The 22,261-nt window shown below is 59.6% G+C and carries 12 protein-coding genes; 8 read left to right on the top strand and 4 right to left on the bottom strand.

The features are described from left to right. The first annotated feature begins 39 nt into the window (after positions 1–39). Positions 40–1,209, top strand: coding sequence for a sulfotransferase (locus tag IH881_08230; GenBank protein ID MCH7867673.1), 1,170 nt, complete (start codon positions 40–42; stop codon positions 1,207–1,209). Between the two features lie 36 nt (positions 1,210–1,245). Here IH881_08230 and IH881_08225 read toward each other — a convergent pair whose 3' ends face one another. Beyond that, positions 1,246–2,028 (bottom strand): enoyl-CoA hydratase/isomerase family protein, encoded by a 783-nt coding sequence (locus tag IH881_08225; protein MCH7867672.1) that lies wholly within the window; start codon positions 2,026–2,028, stop codon positions 1,246–1,248. Positions 2,029–2,097: 69 nt separating this feature from the next. Between IH881_08225 and IH881_08220 the strand changes: the two genes are divergently transcribed. The 5 genes from IH881_08220 to IH881_08200 all read left to right on the top strand — a co-directional run bounded on the left by IH881_08220 (position 2,098) and on the right by IH881_08200 (position 13,639). Next, complete coding sequence (locus tag IH881_08220; GenBank protein MCH7867671.1) at positions 2,098–2,841, top strand: dienelactone hydrolase family protein; 744 nt, start codon at positions 2,098–2,100, stop codon at positions 2,839–2,841. 404 nt (positions 2,842–3,245) lie between these two features. Then, a complete protein-coding gene (locus IH881_08215) occupies positions 3,246–4,994 on the top strand; it encodes a ShlB/FhaC/HecB family hemolysin secretion/activation protein (protein MCH7867670.1) in 1,749 nt (582 codons plus the stop codon). A gap of 55 nt (positions 4,995–5,049) precedes the next feature. Beyond that, positions 5,050–10,965 carry a CHAT domain-containing protein gene (locus tag IH881_08210; GenBank protein MCH7867669.1) on the top strand — a complete coding sequence of 1,972 codons (5,916 nt, stop codon included), beginning with the start codon at positions 5,050–5,052 and terminating at the stop codon, positions 10,963–10,965. 105 nt (positions 10,966–11,070) lie between these two features. Further along, on the top strand, positions 11,071–12,294 hold the full coding sequence (locus tag IH881_08205; GenBank protein MCH7867668.1) for a hypothetical protein: 1,224 nt from the start codon (positions 11,071–11,073) through the stop codon (positions 12,292–12,294). 109 nt (positions 12,295–12,403) lie between these two features. Beyond that, positions 12,404–13,639, top strand: coding sequence for a serine hydrolase (locus IH881_08200; protein ID MCH7867667.1), 1,236 nt, complete (start codon positions 12,404–12,406; stop codon positions 13,637–13,639). Here the strand turns inward: IH881_08200 and IH881_08195 are convergent. Both IH881_08195 and IH881_08190 read right to left on the bottom strand, forming a co-directional pair. Next, positions 13,599–14,783: an acyl-CoA dehydrogenase family protein gene (locus IH881_08195; GenBank protein MCH7867666.1), complete on the bottom strand. Its 1,185-nt coding sequence runs from the start codon at positions 14,781–14,783 to the stop codon at positions 13,599–13,601. The two genes, IH881_08200 and IH881_08195, sit on opposite strands and share 41 nt — an antisense overlap. A 172-nt stretch (positions 14,784–14,955) precedes the next feature. Then, on the bottom strand, positions 14,956–16,353 hold the full coding sequence (locus IH881_08190; GenBank protein MCH7867665.1) for a hypothetical protein: 1,398 nt from the start codon (positions 16,351–16,353) through the stop codon (positions 14,956–14,958). 172 nt (positions 16,354–16,525) lie between these two features. On the opposite strand from IH881_08190, the gene acnA reads away from it, so the two are divergent. Beyond that, positions 16,526–19,198 carry an aconitate hydratase AcnA gene (gene acnA, locus IH881_08185; protein ID MCH7867664.1) on the top strand — a complete coding sequence of 891 codons (2,673 nt, stop codon included), beginning with the start codon at positions 16,526–16,528 and terminating at the stop codon, positions 19,196–19,198. Positions 19,199–19,213: 15 nt separating this feature from the next. Here acnA and IH881_08180 read toward each other — a convergent pair whose 3' ends face one another. Next, a complete protein-coding gene (locus IH881_08180; GenBank protein ID MCH7867663.1) occupies positions 19,214–21,166 on the bottom strand; it encodes an NAD(P)-binding domain-containing protein in 1,953 nt (650 codons plus the stop codon). 394 nt (positions 21,167–21,560) lie between these two features. Here IH881_08180 and IH881_08175 point away from each other — a divergent pair, with 394 nt between their 5' ends. Next, on the top strand, positions 21,561–22,250 hold the full coding sequence (locus tag IH881_08175; GenBank protein MCH7867662.1) for a PEP-CTERM sorting domain-containing protein: 690 nt from the start codon (positions 21,561–21,563) through the stop codon (positions 22,248–22,250). Positions 22,251–22,261 lie beyond the last annotated feature (11 nt).

Here is a 22,261-nt window from a genome sequence, read left to right as displayed (position 1 = left end):
CCGGTAGGCGCTCGAAGCTCCGGCGAGACACCCCACACCATGCTGTACTACTTCGACTTCCCTCAGTACTTCCGCATGCTCCGCCTCGCGTGGAACGAACCGCATCCCATGGCGCGCAGGTACTTTTTGTTCATCCTGTGCGTGAGCGTTCCCCTGATCTCGTCGTTTCACGCGATCTGCTTCTTTCTCGACGGCATCCTCTTCCCTGCCCTGCACAACGTTGAGATCCGCACCCCGGTTTTCGTAGTCGGCCACGCGCGCAGCGGAACCACGTTGGTGCATCGTTTGATGAGCAAGGACGATGGGCGCTTTAGCTCCTTCAATTTGTACGAGCTGTACTTCCCTTCTCTCTTGCAGAAGAAAGCGATTCGTGCGGTCGCCAAATTCGATCGGCGCTTTCTCTCCAGCGTGCTCGCAAAACTCGTGCAGGCCTGGGAAGAGAAGCGCTACGCGGCGACTCGCGACATACACGACATGGGACTCACCCAACCCGAAGAAGACGACATCGTCTTCTACTACTCCTGTGCTTCCGGTTACTGGATGACCAAGTTGCCTTATATGGGGAAGCTCGATTTCTATCGCATCGACGAGCGCCCAGCGCATGAACGCAAGCGAATGATGGATTTTTACAAGGCTTGCATCCGCCGACAGTTGTTGTTGAACGGGAGTGATCGCATTCACTTGAGCAAGAACCCTGTATTTGCGGGTCGCGTCGAGACGTTGATCGAAGCATTTCCGGATGCCCGCATCGTGGTGCCCATGCGCAATCCAAACGAAACCATACCCAGCCTGCTCAAACTGATGCGGGTCGGCTACCGGGCGCTGGACTGGGATGAGGACGGCATCATGCGCAGCCTGCGCTTTCTCGCCGACCAGTCCTACCACACCTACCGCTATCCCCTCGAAGTGCTCGCGAGGCATCCCGAGACCCGACAAGCAGTCATTGATTATCGCGATCTCACCGCGCGCCCCGCCGAGACGATCGAACGCAGCTACGAGCAGCTTGGGTTTGCGATCTCCGACGAATACCGAGAAGTGCTTCGCACGGAAGACAAGCGGGCGCGAACCCATGAGACGCGTCACGCCTACAGCCTGGATGAATTCGGTCTTGCGGCCGATGAAATTCGCCGCGAACTCGCGCCTTTGTTCGAGCGCTTCGGTTGGGACGACGATGCCGGCGAAGCGGAGCTTCCGGGAGGCACCGGGTGAGTCGAGCGATGGGTACACCCCATTCGGCGACGAACCCTAGCGACCCTTGAATTTTGGGGAGCGCTTTTCCAGGAAGGCGCGAACGCCTTCGGCGTAGTCTGCGCTCTCATAGCAGGCGCCAATCGAGGCGTCGATTGCCGCTTGATCTCGAGCGCCGGGCTCGCGTTGGATTTGGCTGAGGATGAACTTTGCGCTGGCCAGGGTCAGGGGTGCATTGTCGGCGATCTGTTGCGCCACCTCTGCAACGTGAGCTTCGAGTTGTTCTTTCGGCAGGACTGCGTTCACCAGTCCCATCTGGAGTGCTTCCGTGGCGTCGAAGCGGCGCGCCGTAAAGAAGATCTCGCGGGCCGCAGATTGCCCGACCACGCTGACCAGGGCTTCTAGTCCCCCCGCGTGATACCCGAGTCCCAGCTTTGCCGCCGGAATTGCGAATACACCGTCTTCGGCGCAGTACCGCAGGTCGGCGGTGAGGGCGAGCGCGCAGCCACCCCCGATACAAAAGCCGTGGATCATGGCGATCAGCGGTTTCTGCATCCCGGCAAGCGTCGCAAAGGCTCGCTGGTTGCTTTGATCGTACGCTGCAGCTGAAGCACCGCTGCGGTTCTTTTCGAACTCCGAAATGTCGGCGCCCGACACAAAGGCGACTTCCCCCGCACCGCGCATCACGACCACGCGTACTTCGTCGGACTTCTCGAATGCGATTACGGCAGCGGGAATCGCGTCCCACATTTCGCCCGTGATGGCGTTGCGCCTCGCTTCGTGATCGAAAATCAAGCTGCCGATGCCGTTTTCAATCGTCGTGAGCACTTGTCCAGCCATGGCGGGAGAGCTTACCTCTGATGGCCGTTGGGCGGCGGGAATTTTCCCGCGATCCGTCGAGGAACTCCGATGATCATCGAGACCTGTGAAATCGATCTGGCTACCGACACAGGCCCCATGCGCGTCACGCTGTACGAGCCGGCGGGTGAAGGTCGCTATCCCGGATTGATTTTCTATTCAGAGATTTTTCAACAGACGGATCCGATTCGCCGGGTTGCGTCCCTGTTGGCGGGCCATGGCTTTACAGTCGCGGTGCCGGAAATTTTTCACGAACTGAATCCGATCGGCACCGTGCTCGCCTACGACGACGCCGGCAAGGACAAGGGCAATGCGGACAAATCCGCAAAGACTCTCGAGGCGCACGATCACGACACCAACGTGCTGGTCGACTGTTTGCGCGGGCGTGCGGGTTGCACTGGGAAGGTTGGCGCCATGGGGATCTGCATCGGCGGACACCTCGCATTCCGAGCCGCGCTGAACGACGCAATCCTGGCCGCGAGTTGCTTCTACGCAACCGATCTTCACTCCGACACCCTCGCCTGCAAGGCCGGCAACGGAACCCTCGAACGATGCGCAGAGATCGGGGGCGAGTTGCAACTCGTCTGGGGAAGACAGGACCCTCACATCCCAACCGAGGGCCGCGCCAAGATCTATCAAGCGCTCAGCGCAGCCGAAGTCGACTTCACCTGGCACGAGTTCAACGCCCAACACGCATTCATCCGAGACGAAGGCCCCCGCTACGACCCCGCAGCGGCGCTGGCTGCCCTCGAGCTCGCGATCGGTTTCTTCAAGCGCACACTGACGATCGACTAGACCGCAGGACTGCGCCGTTGTTCGTAGCCGGGAATCGTCCGTCGTATACAAAATCGACAGATTCTGTTGCAGTCGATCGGTATTCCGGCAACAGGACCAAGCCAAAAGCGACGAAGCCGAAGATCGGGCCCTTCATCAGTCCAATGCCGAGGTTCTGTCTATGGACGGGCCTTAGCAGAGGGCCTCGCGGAGTGCGATGATTCCGTCTGGCACCCAGGCAAGCAACACGATGTTGCGTGAACTTGTATCGGTAAGAGCAAAGCCCGAAGTTGCAAAGACACCGGCGCCGATCACCTTCGCGACAACGAATCGCTAGCCCTGGGAACGCCGAGTCGGCGGGATGGTTCTGCAAGCGACAAGCTACCCCCTTCTCAATAACAGCTGGTAATCGAGGTTCTAACTGGATGCCAATCCTTCGCCTTCGTATTGCGACCGTGGCGGTTGTCGGTGCAGCGGCGGTTTTTTTGCTTTTGAGTCTCGCAGCTGAGTCTGCGTTTGCGCAGCAAGTCGCGCCCCTGCTCAGGGGACCAGGGGAAACTCGCCCTGAACTTCCCCCGCTCGATCTGGACGCAGAGGATGCGCCGATCCCCGGTCGCACCCTGCCCCAGATTCATATTCCGGAAGACGACAGCGCGGCCAGCGCGCTCTCCGGCGGAGTCATCTCGATCAAGGCGTTTCATTTTTCAGGCAATCTCGCGCTGTCCGACGCGGATCTCGAAGTTGTCACCCAAGCCTATCTCGGTGAAGAGCGTCGTTACTCGACGGTCCTGGAGGCGCGCGATCGCGTCACCCGGGCGTACGTCGACGCTGGCTACATCAGCTCGGGTGCAGTGCTTCCGGCGCAGGATTATCGCGACGGGGTGGTGGAGATCACGATCATTGAAGGTCAGCTCACTTCGATCGATGTCACAACTGACGGTCGTCTACGGCCCCGATACTTTACCTCGCGGCTCGAAGCTAACGGGGGCACGCTGAACGTAAACACCTTGCGCGAAAGCCTGCGCCGCTTGAAGCGGGATCCGCGGATCACTGCGGTGGCCGCCGAACTCATTCCCGGCGAAGAACGCGGCGAGAGCATGCTGTCGATCGCGGTCGATGAAGCGGTTCCGTATTGGGCCAGCGCCAGTTTCAATAATTACGCTCCAGTGTCGATTGGCGAGTATCGCGGACGCTTTCGCGCGGGTCACCGCAACGTGTCGGGTTGGGGGGATACCTGGTCGACCGCGTACTCCGTCGCCGAGGGACTGCACGATGTGGATGTGCGAGTCGAAGTGCCGCTGAATCGCTGGGACACTTCGCTCGAGATTTGGATGCGCCGTGCGTGGAGTGAAATCATCGAAGATTCCCTCAAGGCCCTCGACATCGAAAGCAAGACCGAGGCCTATGGATTTCGCATCAGGCAGCCGGTGTTGCGCGAACGCGGTCAAGAGGCTCGAGTGTTCTTTGCGGGGGACTGGAAACGCGGCCGTGGGTTCTTGGCCGGAGCGGCGGGGATCGACCCAGACGATCCAAACGAGGGGGAATCGACGGTCGCGGTGTTGCGCGCCGGGGGAGACTACCTCTTGCGCCTGAGACGGCGGGCGTTCGCAGCAAGGATTACGGCGAGCGTCGGACTTGACATACTCGATGCCACCCCGCTGCAGCAGAACATGATGACGCTTGAAAAATTTCCCGACGGAAAATTTGTAAGCGGCCTCATCCAGATCCAGGCTGTCGAGTACTTGCCCTGGTACGACTTGCGAATTCAGTCGCGCATTGACGCACAGGTGGCCGACGCGCACCTCCTGGGACTGGAGCAGTTTGCGCTCGGGGGACACAACTCGGTGCGAGGCCTCCGGGAGAACCTCCTGGTTCGGGACCAGGGCGTCGTGGGTTCGGTGGAATTACGAATCCCCCTGCCCCATGTCGAGCCAGTAGAACGGCTGGAGCTTGGACTCTTCTGCGATGCGGGCTATGGGCGTGATTTCGCAGGGAGCGGATCGGGAGCCAGGTTGGTGAGCCTGGGAGTCGGTATCCACGCCGACATCTGGCGCCATGTACGAATCGCTATCGAGTGGGCGGGGAAAGTAGAAAAGACTGGCGGCGTGACTGGAGACAAAAAGGCGTTGCAGGACGACGGCCTTCACTTCTCGATGCAGGTCCGCTTCCCATGAGTTGCACTTGCTTTTTGAAGTGCGCCGGTGATACAAGAGAACCTGGAGTGGTGAAATGTTAAACAAATATGGATCGGGCTCGCTCGGGCGAGCCGTACTGTCATTCATCGTGTTGGGATTGTTTGCTGCATCCAGCGCGTCTGCTCAGATCGTCCGGGACGACACCGAAGGACAAGAGGCGGGGAACATCGAGTCCATCGAAGGCGTGTTCTTGATCGACGGTGAAGACGGCATCCGCAGCACAGACGGGAGCCTGATCGTACACAGCCTGAGCGAGATGGGTTTGAAATCCACTGAGACCGCTCGCTACATGGACAGTAACGAAGCTGGCCTCGAGGCCGCACTGACCGTGCTCACTCGAATTACCGGTAGCAACTCTTCGCAACTCGACGGCACGATCGAGAGTGATTATCCCAACGCCGATCTACTCTTCGTCAATCCCAACGGCGTCTTCTTCGGTTCGGGTTTCTCCCTCGACGTAAAGCAGGGCTTCCACGTCAGCACGGCTGACTTTCTCGAGATGCGCAGCACCCTCGACGGTTCAATAACCACAATCGATACCGGAGCGCCATTGCTTGTACCGGATCTGACCATGGCCGTTCCACACGCCTGGGGTTTTCTGGGTGCCGGGCCGACGGGTCTGGGAGATATCGTCGTTGATGGTTTCAATGTAACGGACAGTTTCCTGGGAACAGAGGCCGCCGAACTGAGCTTTGTCGCCGGCGATGTGAGCTTCGGAGATCCGTTGACAGTTGAGGGATTCAGCATCGACACCAATGGCCGGAGTTTTATCGCCGTGGGTTTGGGTCGCGATGGTAGGGTCGAGGGCTTTGCCGGTGCAGCTGGCCCCAACTCAGCCTCGATTGATTCGGTAAGAACGACTTCTTTGCTCGGGGTAGCAATCGCTACAGAAGGAGACGTTTTCTATTCCGGCAGCCTGAGCACGATTACCGATCCCCAGTCGGATGGAGGCCGTGGCAATGGTGACATCCTGCTTCAGGGCGGCACTGTCACGACCCAGGGATTCATCACGACCGGGGGTTTGGTTTTCGACGACGCGGGCGACGTGCGGATTTTGGGTAATGACATCCTGCTCGATTCGAGCATTGTGACCGTTAGCCTTGGTGCCAGCGCGGGCGACATCCTTGTCGTTGCGGAGGACACGCTCACGATCGGGAGTGGGCAGACATTTAATACCATCGGTTCGAGAACGGGCGACCAATCGGGTTCGATAGGATTCTTCGGCGCCAAATCTGTCATGGCCGACGGCATTACGATCCTTACCGGTTCGGCGCTGTCTGGCACAGAACCCAACACGATCCAGGTGGCTGGGGATGCGATCAGTTTCAGGGGCTCGAAGATCGATGGAAAGTCCGCCAGCGGTACACCCGTGGCTGTCTCGATCGAGGGGCGCGTTGTGGACATTAGCGGGTCTAATGTCGACCTCACGACGTCCGGAAGCGATCAAGCTAGTGGTTCGATTTACGTGTACGGAAGCGAGCAGATCATCGCAAGTGACGCAACGGGCTCAGTGGCCGCGCTTGGCGATAACAGCGATGGCGGTACGGTTCAATTCGTTACCCGGGATTTGACTTTCGATGGCGAGGCCGACCCTATCTACGACGTATCGTCGGAATCCGGGACCGCTGGCTCGTACGTCGAAACTACTCTCGATGGCAGCAATATTATCCGCGATTCCACTCCCGGCCAGACTCCCGGTCTGCTTGTGCTCGACGCTGAAAACACTTACACGATTCACGGCGACGACGGCATCAAAAGAGATGACGACTCTCTGGTGTTGCACAGCTTTTCCGAGTTCGATCTGAATGTTGGAGAGACTGCACTCTATACCGACAATGCGACGAGTCTCGTTGAAGTCGACAGCGTGATTACGCGAATCACAGGTTCGAGGCCGTCTCAAATCGATGGGAGCATTGTAAGCGCCTACGATTCCGCGGATCTGTTCTTCCTAAACTCAAACGGAGTTTTCTTCGGGCCGGACTTCGCGATTGACACAAAGCAGGGCTTCATTGTCAGCACCGCGGATCGGCTGGAACTGTTCAGCGATTTCGACAGCTCCGTTACGTTGATGGACATGACGGCGCCGATCGAGGCACCCCTGTTGACGGACGTCAGTGTGGGAGCCGTGCAAATTCGCAACGGCAATCTTTCGTCGATCGTGGTCGATGGCTTCGATGTGGCCCCCATCGATTCTGATTTTCTCGGCGGCGTGTTCGTCTTCGTTGCCAGCGAGCTGACTTTCGGTTTCGATGCGCCACTCGACATCAGTACCCAGGGCCGCGGCTTTCACGCAATCGCGTTGGGAGGTCCCGGTCGCGTCATAGACGCCAGCGATCTCGACCCGCAGGGGCCTGAAACTTCAGGGCTGTCATTGGTAACAACCGATCTGTCTGGGAATCAGATCAACGCGTCTGGCAACTTGACGTTCAACGGAAATCTTGCCACCAGTAGACCGTCTGACAGCAGTGGTGACGTCTCGTTTCGAGGCGGCACCGTCCACTTGAGCGGTGGCTCTATCTTCACGGGGGAAATTCTCACGATTCCCGATTTTCCCGAAGAACAGTTTTTCGTAGCTGCCGCAGCCGAGGGACCCACTCGGGTGGGCGACGTTGAGATCCTCGGGACCGATGTTCTGCTTGACATTGACATCTCTACCGCCTCGTTCTTTGCCGATACTGGCGGTGCCGTAAATATCCAGGCGACGGATACGATCAGTCTCGGTCAAACCAATTCCATCATTATTATCGATACGGGTTCATTCTCTGGTACGGCGGGGTCTGTGTCGATCAAAGCAGGCATCTCGATCTCGGGCGACAGCGTTACGATCTCGGCTGACGGTCCAACCACCGCTGGCGTCGTGATTGAAGCTCCCGAAATCGCCCTCCCCAACATCACGATTTTCGGCAGCTCGGGCTCGACTGAGAAACCCGGCGGTCTCTCTGTTTCTGGGGATTTCGTAGATCTGAGTGGAGCCTTGATCGACTTTGGGAGCTTGGGTGAGACCGGGATTGCCGGAAGTGTCGATATCTTTGCCGAGCAGCAGTTGGACGTTACGGACGCCTCTATCTCCACCGGCGCAGTGGATGGCGCCCACGCAGGCGACATCACTCTCACCTCGGCCCAGTTTTCAGATCTCACCACCCTACAAACTGACGTATCGGGTATTTCACCCGAATTGGATGGCACGTTCGAAGTCGTTCGACTCGGTACGGAGCCCCCTCCTGAAGACGACTCCACCGACAATACAATTACAGAAATCGTCAACACCCTCGAGCAAATCTTCACCAACAGCGACGACCCAGTTGGCTTCACCGATCTCGAGCCCTTCGAAACCGAACTCACAGCTTCGAGCCTGCCCCCGGTAGGTTCCGGCCCCCCCGGAGATCCGGCCATTGAAGAAGCCGAGCAGCAGATCGCCGCCGCATCCGCCAGCAGCCAGGCACACGCTCAAAAGAAGAAGACTTCAAAGGTCCCCGGCGTCTCCCTCTTCACCAATAGCGCCGAGGCCGCGCCGATCGTTCCCCGCACCTGCGAATCGATCGCCGGCAGGGACCGCAAGAGCCAGTTCCTGGCCAGCACCAGCAGGCGCTTGCCGGCATCTCCTGAAGATTGGTTGATCGCCTTCGACACCACAGGCGATCAACTGCTCGCCGCGGCCCAGAGTCCCGATCTTCCTCCCGTTGGAGCGATTGGGCCATCGGTTGCGAACGTCGAAGAACTCGAGCGCAACATCCGAACCCAGCGCGCATTGGCGACGGCGGCCGTGGCGGTGCGAGGTGGCCGCTTCGAAGAAGCCGCTGCCGGATTTGAATTGGTCGTGAATGAACTCGAAGCGGCAATGGATGCCCGGGGCGCCAGTGAAGCGCTCCTCGCGTACGCTCAGCTTCAGCAGAATGACGGTCGTTTCATGGGCGCGCGTCGCAGTCTCGAGCGCGCGCTCGCCCTGGCTGAACCCCTCGGCGATGAACAACACACTGCTGCAATCCGTACGAGTCTCGGCAATGCGTTGATCGGCACCGGGGAACTGGTCCGGGCCGAAGAGGAATTGACCCGCGGCCTCAACATCGTGATCGCCTCGGACAACAATGCCCCTGCGCCAGCGGTCTTGAACAATCTCGGCAATCGCCATGCCGCTACCCGCGACTTTACGAGTGCACTCTGGGCCTTCGAGCGCTCGGCCAAGCTCGCACGCAAGCTTGGCCGCAAGGGTGACGAAGCCCGGGCCCTCGCCGGAGCCGCCCGAGCCGCCGCAGACAGCGGTCACCTGGCGGATTCGCGCAGGCTGCTCGACAAGGCCATGTCCCTGACCCAAGACTTGCGCGAGACCCGAGAGCGCGTGCCGCTCAACATTCACATGGGCCGCAGCTTCGCTCAACTGGCCGCGGTGTCGCCAAAGGCGCGAGCGGAATCGCTGTTGAGCGCCTACGGAGCCTATGATGCGGCGCTCAAGGGAGCCGAGGAACTCGGGGATCTGCGCAGTGTGGCGCTGGCGAATTTGAATCTCGGCGCTCTCTATCGCGAAGAGCAGCACCACAGCGAAGCGTTGTACTTGACCCGTCTGGCGCGCCGCGCTGCGGAAGGCATCAATGCCCCCGAGCTGCTGTACCGCGCACATTGGCAGGAAGGGCAGATCCTCTGGTCAGAGCATCAGGTCGGGCCCGCGCTGGCGGCGCACCGACGGGCGGTCGCGATTCTCGAAGAGACCAAACCCGTGGCATCGGAGGGCTACGGCACGACCGACGCCTCGTTCCGCATGACCGTGGGAGGTGTCTACCAGGACACCGTCGACTTGTTGCTGCGCACCGCGAGCATGGTCAAGAGCCAGCACACTGCCGATCTCTTGATTGCAGAAGCTCGGGACACCCTCGAAAAGCTCAAGGGCGCCGAACTGCGCGACTACTTTGAAGATGAGTGCATCGCGAGTGTCGGCGGAAGTGGTCGCGGCATCGACAATTTGGGCGACGAGGTTGCAGTGGTCTACACCGTCACCTTGCCCGATCGCATCGAACTGCTGGTGGGTCTCCCGGGGGGGATCGAGCGCTTTACGACCAAAGTCGCGGCAACGCGCCTGATCAAGACCGTGGATCAATTCCGCCGAGCGGTACAGAATCCGCTGACCACCGAGCACCGCGCAATTGGCAAGTTGCTCTACAAGTGGCTGGTCGCTCCGTACGCCGAGCGGATGGACGAGGAGGGAATCGAAACCCTCGTGTTCGTACCCGACGGGCGCCTGCGCACCCTGCCCTTCGCCGCCCTGAGTGACGAAGACGGTTATTACGTAGGGGATCGCTTTGCGACGGCCACGGCACTTAGCTTGCGGTTGCTGACGCCTCCCGAATTCGCTTCGGAACGTGGACGCCCAGTGCTGGCCGGAGTGAGCGAGAGTGTGCAGGGCTTTAGCGAGTTGGCTGCGGTCACGGAGGAGTTGGCTCAGATTCAAGCCATTGAAGGCGGCGAGCTGCTGCTGAACGAATCCTTCACCCTGGCCAAGATCCGAGAAGCGGTCGAGCAGGAAGTACCCGGCATTGTCCACCTTGCGACTCACGCTGTATTCACCGGCAATCCCGATACGAGTTTCTTGCTCACCTACGGGGGACGCGTCGGATTCGACGATCTCTCCGACGTAGTTGGCATGACCCAGGCCGATGGCGCGCCGCTGGATCTGTTGGTCCTGAGTGCCTGCGAGACGGCAGTGGGCAACGATCGGGCGGGGCTTGGCTTCACCGGGAGTGCGATTCGTGCCGGCGCACGCAGTGCACTGGGGAGCCTCTGGTCGATCTCGGACACCGCGGCACGGGAACTGATGATCGCCTTCTACCGCGGCCTGCAGGAGCCCGAGCTCAACAAGGCGGAAGCTCTGAAGAAGGCTCAGACAACCCTGCGCGAAAGCGAACGCTATTCACATCCCTTCTACTGGGCACCCTTCACCCTGGTCAACGACTGGATGTAGAACGCAGACTCGTTTTGTCGCTAGGGATGCCGCTGCGCCCCAGTCCGCGGATCTACGTCGGGGGGTTGCGCGAGAGCGCGCAAAGTTCGAAGATCTGAAGCGCTCATGGCTCTCTCCGAATCCACTGCATCCTCGCCCTCACCACCCATTTGGTTCGCAAATGCGTTCATTGTCGCCTACGGCGCAGATGCCGTGCTCAGCTTGGTCAGCCTCGCGAGCGATTTGTTCATTGAACTCCCTCCGCTAATCGCGTTGCAGCGATACGTCGCTGTACTGGTCTTGTTGGGGGCCATTTTGTGCGTGCCCATACTGGCAATCTGCGCGCGACTTCCGATGGGAATGTTGCTGACCCTCTGCGCAAGCGTCTTGTGGTTGGCGAGTGGGGGCGCGCCACTAGCTTTGGCGCTCGATCTCGAGTGGGAACTGCCCGCCGCGCTCGGAGCCATTCAGCTGGGACTCGCCGCCGCGACGCTGCTTCGAATCCGTCACTTGAATCGGGGGGAGAATTGGCTGCTGACCGACTCGACCCGGGGCGGTCCGCAAATTGCGCTCGGCCATAGCCTGCGCTTTTTTGCCGCGATGCTGTTCGTCATGGTTCCGCTCCTGGTCGGCTATGTCGTGGTTTCGTTCGCGACATGGCTGGAGGTGGGAACCGAGAGTTTCGTGCAGGTCAACCTCTCCGGAATTCAATTGGCCGATCGTCGATACGCCCAGGGAGAAAACGAGGTGCGCCTCGTGGGCATGATGCACGTGGGGGAAGACGAGTCCTATCGGGCGCTCACCGCGAGTTTTGTGAGTGAAAATACGATCGTGTTGGAAGAAGGCGTGTCGGATGAGGGCGCCGTACTCGAGGGTGCGCTCACCTACGAACGCCTGGCTCGAAACCTGGGGCTACAGACCCAGCAGCCGATCGGCTTCTACCTGTTTCCAGACGGCGTGACCGGAGCTGCAGGAGAGTGGCCGGTGCTTCGCAATGCCGACGTCGACGCTCGCGTGTTCGCTCCCGAGACCGTGGAGTATCTCGCGCTGGCTGCCGGCATTTGGGACACCGACGAACCCCTGTTGGCGTTCATAGATTTCTACCGCCACGTTCTCGAGCATCCCGAGCTCGCGGAGGTGTTCCTGCGCGACATCCTCGAACTGCGCAATCGTCACCTGCTGGCCCAAATCCAAATTGCATTGCCGCAGTACAAAAACGTCATCGTGCCGTGGGGTGCGCTCCACCTTCCGGAAATTGAGCGCAAATTGCTCGAGCAGGGCTTTGTCTTCGAAGACGAGACTCGGCGTCAGGTGGTTGGGTGGAGCACACTATTGGCAGCGTTGCTCTGAACCGCTGCCAAACATTGGGCTACGCTGCTGCCCGGAAGTCCCGAAAGGACAACCCAACCGCATTGGGAGCGAGTTCGTCGTGAGCAGCAGAACGTCGTATTTCGGCAGCATCCGTGCCGTTTTGGCCTGGATCCTGGTGGTTTACGGTCTGTACTTCGCCCCACTGTTTCTGCATTTATATCGCCTGGACCATCTCTACGACGAAGACCGCATCGTCCACAACTTTTTGAACATGCAGGACTTGTTTCCGACGCGCGCGGTCCGGGCTCCCGCCGAAACCTCCGAATTCCGGCGAGCCGAGATCGAGCTTCCAGAAACGTTTTCCTTCGAGGGGGCGGATCGCAATCTCGAGGAGTATCTCGAATACAGCCGCTCGACGGGCATGCTGGTGCTGAAAGATGACACGATCGTCTACGAGCAATACTGGCTTGGACACCGTGAAGACGGGCAACACATTTCATGGTCGGTCGCAAAGTCCTTCATCTCGGCCCTGATCGCAATCGCGCTCGAAGAGGGCAAGATCATAAGCATCAACGAGCCCATTACGCATTACCTGCCCGAACTCGTCGGCAGCGGATACGACGAAGTGCGGATCAAAGATATCCTGCAAATGTCTTCTGGAGTGGGTTTCAACGAGGACTACGCGGACCCCGATTCCGACATCAATCGCTTTGGTCGGACCATCGCTTTTGGCGGATCCATGGCCAAGTTTGCCGCGAGTCTCGAGCGCGCGCGGGAACCCGGCAGCTACCACCACTACGTGAGCATCGATACCCAGGTGCTGGGGATGTTGCTCACCCGGGTGACCGGGGTGAGCATTGCGAGCTACCTGGAGGAAAAAATCTGGCGCCAACTCGGAATGGAGCACGACGCCTACTGGATGCTCGACGGCACGGGCATGGAGGTCGCGCTCGGGGGGCTGAACGCTTCACTGCGGGACTACGCGCGCTTCGGCATGTTGTATTTGAACGGCGGCAAGTTTCGGGGCCGACAAATCGTACCCGCCCGCTGGGTCCGCGCTTCGACCTCTCCGGGGGGGCCACATTTGATGCCCGGCAAGGGAAACCCCGCCTCGTCTTCCAGTTGGGGATACGGTTATCAATGGTGGATTCCCGGGCCGGGAAATTCGGACTACACGGCGGCCGGCGTCTACAATCAATACATCTACGTGAACCCCGGCGCCCGGGTAGTGATCGTCAAGAACTCTGCGAACCGTCGCTACCTGGTCGAGCGCCAGGAGTCGAAAGATCTACACATCGCCATGTTCCGGGCAATCGCTGAAGCGCTTCGCAAGTCCCCGGCTGCTAGAAGTTCTTCGGAAGCCCGAGACCGCGCCGCGCGATGATATTCTTCTGAATCTCACTCGAACCACCGCCGATCGTTTCGACCACGGTCGCGCGGTAGGCAGAATCAAAGCGCCCCTTCTGCATTGCGTGGGGGTCGTCGAGCCGGAACTGCCCTTCGGAACCCATGATATCCAGGCCCTTGTTGACTGAGCGCTGAGAGAGTTGCGTCGCGAAGAGCTTGTACTGAGAGGCCTCCACGGTTGGAGGTTTGCCTTCCACACCTTTCGCAGCGGCAACGAAACGCAGGCCGAGAACCCGGGCAACCTCGTGATCGGTCGCGAGCTTCGCAATTTCACTGCGCACGACGGGATCGTCCTTGCGCAACTCGCCGTCCCGGGTGTTGTTCTTGACGTAGTCCAACAACAGTTCGAAGCGGGCCCAGATCGGGGAGAAGGTGAACATGGTAAAGCGTTCGAGATCGAGCGCCTCGGAGATGTACTGGAATCCCTTGCCCTCGTCGCCGACCATGTAGTCGTCGGGCACGAACACGTCGTCGAAAAAGACCTGGTTGGTTTGATCTCCGCCGATGCACTCCATGGTCTGAATTTCGAGACCCTTTTCATTCATGGGAATCAGAAAGAGGCTGATGCCGGCGTGCTTCTTGACTTCCCGGTTGGTGCGGGCACCCACCCAGTACCAATCGGCAAAGTGCGCGGATGTGGTCCAGATCTTCTGACCGTTGAGGTTCCAACCGCCGTCCACTTTGTCGGCGCGAAGTTGCATGTTGGCGGCATCGGAGCCGGCCTGGGGTTCGCTGTAGCCCACGGCAAACTCGACTTCGGCATTCAGGATCTTGGGGAGAAATTCGGCCTTGAGCTTGTCGCTGCCGTGGCGGATCAAGGTCTTGCCGATGATCCCGACCCCCTTGCCGATCTGGGGAGCACCCACGTAGGCCAGGGCTTCGTTGAGCAGGTATTCGAGGATTCCGGATCCTTCCTGTCCGCCGAGTTCCTTGGGCCAGGTGATGCCCAACCAGTTCTTGTCCGAGAGTTTTTTGAGGAAGGCGCGTTTGGCCGGGGTGTCGACCAATTGCGTGAAGTTCTCCTTCCAGGGTTGCATGACGTCGTCCGAATGCACTTCCTGTAAAAACGCTGCGACCTCGCTGGCAAAGGCCTGCTCTTCTGCGCTGAATTCGAAGTCCATGATCTGCTCTCCCCGTCTCGTCCCGGCCGCCGGTGCCCGTCGACTGCCCGGATACGAGCCGACCAGTTACGAAACGCACCGTATCGAATGGTCGAGAACACCGCAACCACGACCTCGGGGCATCGACCCGCCTGGGGCTCTCCGGTAGGGGTCCTCTCAGTGATGTGACGCTTTAGAACGAGCGGTAGCGCCTTAGGACGTGCTCCTGGCGAACTCTAACCTGTTCCCGGCGCTCTGCTGGCGTCACTCGCCGAGTCTCGGAGGGCAGGTTTTTGCGGATTTCGTCGAAGCGCACCTTGGTTGCGGTAATGGTCGGCCACTGGTCCGTTGGCGGCGTCTCGCTGTACGCCCAGCGCGGGGTCAGGAAGCCCTCGCGATGCCCCGTCGTATCGATCCAGTTGGGGACGCCGGGATCGCGGTGCGCGATCACCAGTCGAATCACGCCATCGGAATCGACCTCGCTCTGATTCCCGTTGAGACTGCCAATCTGGTCGCCGTACTCGACCGACTCACCCCATAGATTGGCGATCTGAAAGCCCACGTATTGCGGAGGACTGGGAATGCGGTTTTCGATGATCAAGGCTTCATCGGGCTCGAGTTCGAAGACACCACCGGCATAGAGGTTCGTGCTCATCCCACCGCCGGTCGCTGCGGACGCGGCGTTGATCGTATTGAAACCGTTGCGTGGAAACTCGATGCCCGGAATCGAACCGTCTCGCTTGCCGTATACGCCCATGGGAATGGTCCAGAACGCGTTCCAGAAGTGCATTTGTCCGCGCACCAACTCACCGCAGCGTCGCAGTTCCGCCGCGGCTTGCTCGGCGTTGTAGGCTTCTTTCGCCGTGCCTTCCGCACCCAGTTGCGTGATCGAAAAGTGGATCGCGTCTTCGCGTTCCCAATCGTAGAAGAGTTGACGTCCGCTGATGTAATCCGCGTAGCGCTCGAGGGGGGCGTCCGGGTCTAACGGATTTGGCCGGTCGGCAATCCTCAGCGTTGAAATGAAGTTCCCCACATGTCCTTCGGGTCTTTCGGGGGCTAGCAAGATTTCGAACGAACCGTCGGCGGCGACTTCGATGGACGACGAGTCGAGATTGCCCGTCTGGAGCTTGACTCCCGGGATGAGTTCGCGCAGATCCCCGGAGTCGCCGGCCAGCACCCCGGATGAGGCCTCAAAAATGACGTAGTGCGGAGCCATACGCCCCGTTGTCGCGGGATCTTCTCCCCGCCAGACACGCGAATCTTCGGCCTGTCCACGCAGGCAGTATTGCTCGCGTCCGTCGATTGCGGCGGAAAAATAGATTGCATCGGCGTTGTCGATGGTCGCGCGATTAAAAATGCTCAATACATTGCGAATTGCGGGCCGTGTCTTGTCCGAGTGGAAGGAACGCTCGATGGCGTTATGGAGGAAACCAATCAGATAGCGGTAGCCCTCTGCCAAATTTCGTTCATTCATCGGCGCTGGCATCAGTTCGGCCTGGTCGATGGCGTCGCGCGCTGCTGCGAGACTGGCAAACATATCGTCCCATGCCGCGCGAAGTTCCTGCTGGACTTCCTTCGGGTCTTTGGCCATCGGGTGTTCGGACCTCCATCGCATCGCAAGCGTGAACCGAGCCTAGCCCGAGTTGAGCCGCCGGTCGCGAAGACGAGCACGCCGCCCGAGCCCGGAAAAGGATCTTCCCCTCGCTCTTCCGTGCTGCGGCAGTATCATCCAGACCCCCGGAAACCACGTCAGGAGCAGAAACATGTCGAATCCCTTCAACAGCAAAGCGACGCTCGAGACCCCCGCCGGGGACAAGTCGATCTACCGGCTCGCGGCGCTGCGCGACCACGGGGACATCGACCGGCTGCCGTATTCGATCAAGATCCTGCTCGAAGCCTGCCTACGCAACGTAGATGGTTTCAGCGTCACCGAAGAACATGTAAGACAACTGGCCGCCTACGATGCGCGAAACGTCGGTGAGACCGAAATTCCATTCAAGCCGGGACGCGTACTCCTGCAGGACTTCACCGGCGTGCCAGCGCTGGTCGACCTCGCCGCAATGCGTTCGGGGGTGGTGCGCATGACCGGGGACGAGGCGAGTGCGAGCAAGATAAACCCATTGGTGCCGTGTGATCTGGTGATCGATCATTCGGTGCAGGTCGATTCGTTTGCGAGCGAAGAATCGCTGCGCATCAACACCGAACGCGAATTTGCCCGCAACTCCGAGCGCTACGAGTTTCTGAAGTGGGGCCAGCAAGCATTCGACAATTTTCGCGTAGTACCTCCGGGCACGGGAATCGTGCACCAGGTCAACCTCGAATACCTGGCCAAGTGTGTCTGGGAAACCGACGGTGTCCTGTACCCCGACAGCGTCGTGGGAACCGACAGCCATACGACGATGATCAACGGCCTGGGAGTGCTGGGCTGGGGCGTGGGTGGAATCGAGGCCGAAGCCGTGATGCTCGGCCAGCCGATTTCGATGTTGATTCCCGAGGTGGTTGGCTTCAAGTTGTTCGGAACGCTCGCGAAAGGCTGCACCGCCACCGACTTGGTCCTGACGGTGACGCAGCAGTTGCGCGAACACGGGGTGGTGGGAAAGTTCGTCGAATTCCACGGTCCCGGGCTCGACGACATGCCCCTGGCGAACCGCGCGACCCTCGCAAACATGGCCCCCGAGTACGGCGCCACAATGGGATTCTTTCCCATCGACGAACGGACCCTCGAGTATTTGAGGTTGAGTGGCCGCGATGATGCGCTGATCGAAACGGTCGGGCTGTACGCCAAGGAGCAAGGTCTCTGGCGCGATGAGTCTCGGGACATTCGTTATAGCGCCGATCTCGAACTCGACATGAGCACGGTCGAACCGTCCCTCGCCGGCCCAAAGCGACCCCAGGACCGGATCGTGCTGTCCCAGATGCAGAGCCAGTGGACTTCGGATCTGGCGCAAACCTTCGGCAAAGCCGAGGCAGACACCATTCCAGTGGACTACGAAGGTGACAAGTTCGAACTCACGGACGGAGCCGTGGTGCTGGCCGCGATCACGAGTTGCACCAACACCAGCAATCCAAGCGTCATGCTCGCGGCGGGCCTGCTGGCGCGCAACGCCAGAAAGCGCGGTCTCAATCGCAAGCCCTGGGTCAAGACTTCGCTCGCGCCGGGCTCCCAGGTGGTGACCGAGTACCTCGACGCGGCGAACGTAACGGTGGACCTCGAAGCCCTGGGCTTCTACAACGTGGGCTATGGCTGTACGACCTGCATTGGGAATTCAGGTCCGCTGCCCGATCCGATCCGCGAAGCCATTCACGAACGCGATCTCGTAGCCTGCAGTGTGTTGAGCGGCAACCGAAACTTCGAGGGGCGCATTAGCGCGGACGTCAAGGCCAATTACCTGGCCTCCCCTCCCCTGGTGGTCGCCTATGCGATCGCGGGAACCGTCAATATTGATCTCACGACGGATCCCCTCGGCATTGGTTCCGACGGAGAAGAAGTCACCCTCGCAGACATCTGGCCGAGTCAGCAGGAAATCGCCGACGCCGTGGGCGAGTTCGTGACCCGGGAGCAGTTCATCGACAAATACGCGGACGTCTTCAAAGGATCAGTGCAGTGGCGTGATGTCAAGAGTTCTGAGGGTGCGCTCTACAGCTGGAATGAAGCGAGCACCTACGTGCAGGAGCCTCCGTTCTTCATCGGGCTGAGTCCTGAGGTTGCGCCGATCACCGCCATTCGCGATGCGCGCTGCTTGATCAAGGTCGGAGATTCCATTACCACCGATCACATCAGTCCGGCCGGAGCCATCGGAGCCGACACACCGGCAGGTGCCTTCCTGGCCGATCACGGTGTCGAACGCGACATGTTCAACAGCTACGGCTCGCGTCGGGGTAACGACCGCATCATGACCCGAGGAACCTTTGCCAACATTCGCGTGCGCAACGAACTGGCTCCGGGAACCGAAGGCGGATACACGACCGACTTTACCCGGGGTACCGATGGCGAAGTCTCGTTCATCTACGATGCGGCCCAGAACTACAAGGCCGCCGGCACGGCGCTGGTGGTTCTGGCGGGCAAGGACTACGGCATGGGTTCGAGTCGCGACTGGGCCGCCAAGGGAACCTTCTTGCTCGGCGTCAGGGCTGTACTGGCGGAAAGCTACGAGCGGATTCATCGCAGCAACCTGGTGGGCATGGGGGTGCTTCCGCTCTGCTACAAGGACGGCGACTCCGCGGCATCCCTTGGGCTGACCGGCAGGGAGCATTTCGACATCGACATCGATGAAGATCTCGAAGCGCGCCAGAATGTCTCCGTTCGTGCGACCAACAGCGAGGGCCAGGTGGTCGAGTTCAAGGCGATTTGTCGCATCGATACACCGGCCGAGGTCGGCTACTACCGAAACGGTGGCATCCTGCATACGGTGTTGCGGGAAATGGCCCGAAGCTGAACAGCTCGCGGGCTGCTAGGTCAGATTGAAGTCTGCGAAGTCTGGCTCGCGGGTCCAATCCCAGTATACGACCAGGCGCCACGGGCTGAGGATGTGAATCTTCCCCTTGGCGTTCTTGTACCAGCTGTGGTCGATCGAGGGATGAGACCAGACCATGGTTTCCAGTTCTTTCTGGGTGCGCTCGTAGTACTCCTGGTGCACCTCCGGCTTGGGTTCCATCGAACGCAAACCGCGCTCCATCATTCCCTTTATGCAGCCCTCGATGTATCGCATCTGACATTCGGAGTGGAAAATCAAGCTGCCGCCGTGGGCGAGGTTGGTGCCGGGACCGTACATGCAGAACAAGTTGGGAAACCCGGGCATGGTAATTCCAAGGTAAGCCTTGGGTTCGTCTCCCCAATGGGATGTCAGCTCCAGGCCATCTCGTCCCACAATGTTCATCGGGTGAAGGAAGCGGTTTGCGTGGAAGCCCGTCGCGTAAACGATGATGTCGACTTCGATCTCGCGCCCGTCAGTCGTCACGATGCCGTTCTTTGTGATTCGCTCGATTCCTTCCTTTACCAGATCCACATTGTCCCGGGTCAGCGCCTTGAGCCAGCTACCGTTGTCTTGCAGGGTGCGCTTGCCCGTGGCTGGATAGGTGGGGAGAACTTTGGCGATGAGTTCGGGGTCGTTATCCACCTGCTCCGTGATCCAAGCCGTGAACATCTGCCGCGTTGCATCGTTGGCCGCGCTGATCGACTTGCCGTCGTCCGGCCACTCCGGGTCGATGCGCGCTGCGACCAATCCGCCATCGCAGCCGGGCCAGAAAATCAGGAAGCGATACCAGCGGCCATAGAACGGAAGGTGTCGCATGGCCCAGCGCACGCCGGATCCCACCTTTTCGTGATAGTTTGGGTTGGGGAACATCCACTGGGCCGTGCGCTGAAACACCGTGAGATGTTCGACGTCCGGCGCGATCGTGGGCACGATCTGGAAGCCACTGGCTCCGGCGCCCACAACGGCGATTCGCTTTCCCTTGTAGTCGACACTGTGGTCCCATTGAGAGGAGTGGAATGAGGCGCCCTCGAATTCTTCGATTCCGGGAAAGTCCGGAATCTTGGGCCGGTTGAGTTGGCCGACGGCAGAGATCACCGCTCGGGCGACCAGGGTCTCTTCACTTCCGTTGGGGTTTCGTATAAGGACCGACCAGACACCGTCTGTGTCGTTCCAGCTGGCACCGACAACCTCGGTTTCCCAGCGCACGTGGGGCCTGACCTCGTGGCGGTCCATCACCCGCTCGAAGTAACTCTGTAGCTCAGCCTGCTGGGAAAAGAATTCGGTCCAGTGATCACTGGGCTCGAAGGAGTAGCAATAGAAGTGGTTGCCGACGTCGACGCGAATACCCGGGTAGGTGTTCTCGTACCAGGTTCCCCCGACCCCTGCGTTCTTTTCGATGATGGTAAAAGGAATGCCCGCTTCTTTCAGACGGATGCCCGCCAACAGGCCCGACTGACCGCACCCGATGACGACGACTGGAAACTCCGCTCGAACTTCCTCGCTGACACTGTCCCAGTCGAGTTTGCGCGCGTCAATCCCGTCGAGCTCCATTTCTTCGAGCATCATGGGGATGTATTCGCTCGGCACTTCGGTGCAGACCAGCCAGCTCATCATCTCCTGGATCAACTCGGGGCTGGGTGGCGGCGGAAGCTTGGAACCGCCGTCGCGATACTTGCGGATGATCTCGAGGGCGAGACTTCGCACCTGCGCCTTGTCCTCTTCGGACATGAAACCCTGGACTTCGTTGATGAACAGGCCCGCCGGGCGCAGGGCTCCCCGGATCAACTCTGCGTCGCCCGTAATGTGCAACAACGAGAGCATCAAGGTTGGGATGCTTACATCCTCGAGGGCCTTGGCGATCGTCGCATCGTCGTCGGTGATGGGCAGACCGGCATGTGGATTGGCTGGTCTCGCGTTCGAATCAGACATGGACAAGCATTACTCCCGGATGGCTAGGTATATAGAACAACACTCTAGCAACTCGTCAAAGTTCACCTCGGACGCTGTGTGTGGTCCCCGTACACGATTAGTTGCCGGCGGGTGACGGGACAACTCGCGTTCGTCACGGACACGCAAGTGGTACAGGGGTAGCGCCGTGTCGTACTGTCGTCGCAACGAAATGCCGCCTTATTGCGCATTGCTGATGGCCATCTGCGCATCAATTGCGGATAGACAATCCAAAGAAAATCTGCTAAGGCGAAAGCAATCGTGTTTCCGAGAGTTAGCTGCGCGTCTAAGGTGATCCCGGTCATGATGCTCGAGTGTACTGCCGATAGATTATAGGTAGATGCAGAGCAGTGATTGTTGGCGCGTGGATGAGTAGATGAATCGAGAAACGCAGAGCACTGTGAGCACGTCCCGACTGGGTCGAAAAGCAAATCGATTTCGCGGGCGGAGTCTCAAGGTCGCAGCGTTGGGGTTGGCTTCTTCGGGATTGGCCGACAACGCGTCAGCGGCGGTCATTTACGAACTTACACTCAATGCATCTCCCGGTACGAATTTTACCATTGATGGATCCCTTCTAAGCGGGATCTCGGTCAACACCGCGGACGCGGGTGACGATCTGTGGCTCCAACCGCACGCATCCATGATGACTGCGAGTACGATCGAGTTCTATGTGACCCCGACTGGCGGAGCGATGTCGGTGGACTATCTGACGCTGATGAGTTATGGGGAGACGGTCGACGACAGTCTTTCGTATGTTGCCACCCAGGGACACATGTCGAAAGGAGGAACGACCAATCCCGACTGGGCTCCAGGTACAACGGCATACGCGGGATTCACCTTCGACACTGGATCGGGTCCACTCTACGGCTGGCTGGAAATCGAATTCAATGCCAGTGGAACCGACTTTACGGTTCTGGGGTTTGCCTACGATGATTCAGGCCTTGCTCTCAACGCGGGTTGGTTGACCAACCCCGAACCCAACACCGCACTCATGCTCGGCATGGGTCTGGTGGGCTTTGCGATCCTCTCCCGCAAGCGCCGACGCGCCAAACTCAGCGCCAGCTGACATCCGACTGC

The sequence above is a fragment of the Myxococcales bacterium genome (genome assembly GCA_022563535.1).
GTDB lineage: Bacteria > Myxococcota_A > UBA9160 > UBA9160 > UBA4427 > DUBZ01.
This window is presented reverse-complemented; position numbering and strand designations above follow the sequence as displayed.

What these genes read in the sequence shown, in the direction of transcription:
- IH881_08230 (MCH7867673.1), top strand. Translation starts at nt 40, where the DNA reads ATGCTGTACTACTTCGACTTCCCTCAGTACTTCCGCATGCTCCGCCTC.
- IH881_08225 (MCH7867672.1), bottom strand. Translation starts at nt 2,028, where the DNA reads ATGGCTGGACAAGTGCTCACGACGATTGAAAACGGCATCGGCAGCTTG.
- IH881_08220 (MCH7867671.1), top strand. Translation starts at nt 2,098, where the DNA reads ATGATCATCGAGACCTGTGAAATCGATCTGGCTACCGACACAGGCCCC.
- IH881_08215 (MCH7867670.1), top strand. Translation starts at nt 3,246, where the DNA reads ATGCCAATCCTTCGCCTTCGTATTGCGACCGTGGCGGTTGTCGGTGCA.
- IH881_08210 (MCH7867669.1), top strand. Translation starts at nt 5,050, where the DNA reads ATGTTAAACAAATATGGATCGGGCTCGCTCGGGCGAGCCGTACTGTCA.
- IH881_08205 (MCH7867668.1), top strand. Translation starts at nt 11,071, where the DNA reads ATGGCTCTCTCCGAATCCACTGCATCCTCGCCCTCACCACCCATTTGG.
- IH881_08195 (MCH7867666.1), bottom strand. Translation starts at nt 14,783, where the DNA reads ATGGACTTCGAATTCAGCGCAGAAGAGCAGGCCTTTGCCAGCGAGGTC.
- IH881_08190 (MCH7867665.1), bottom strand. Translation starts at nt 16,353, where the DNA reads ATGGCCAAAGACCCGAAGGAAGTCCAGCAGGAACTTCGCGCGGCATGG.
- acnA (MCH7867664.1), top strand. Translation starts at nt 16,526, where the DNA reads ATGTCGAATCCCTTCAACAGCAAAGCGACGCTCGAGACCCCCGCCGGG.
- IH881_08180 (MCH7867663.1), bottom strand. Translation starts at nt 21,166, where the DNA reads ATGTCTGATTCGAACGCGAGACCAGCCAATCCACATGCCGGTCTGCCC.
- IH881_08175 (MCH7867662.1), top strand. Translation starts at nt 21,561, where the DNA reads ATGAATCGAGAAACGCAGAGCACTGTGAGCACGTCCCGACTGGGTCGA.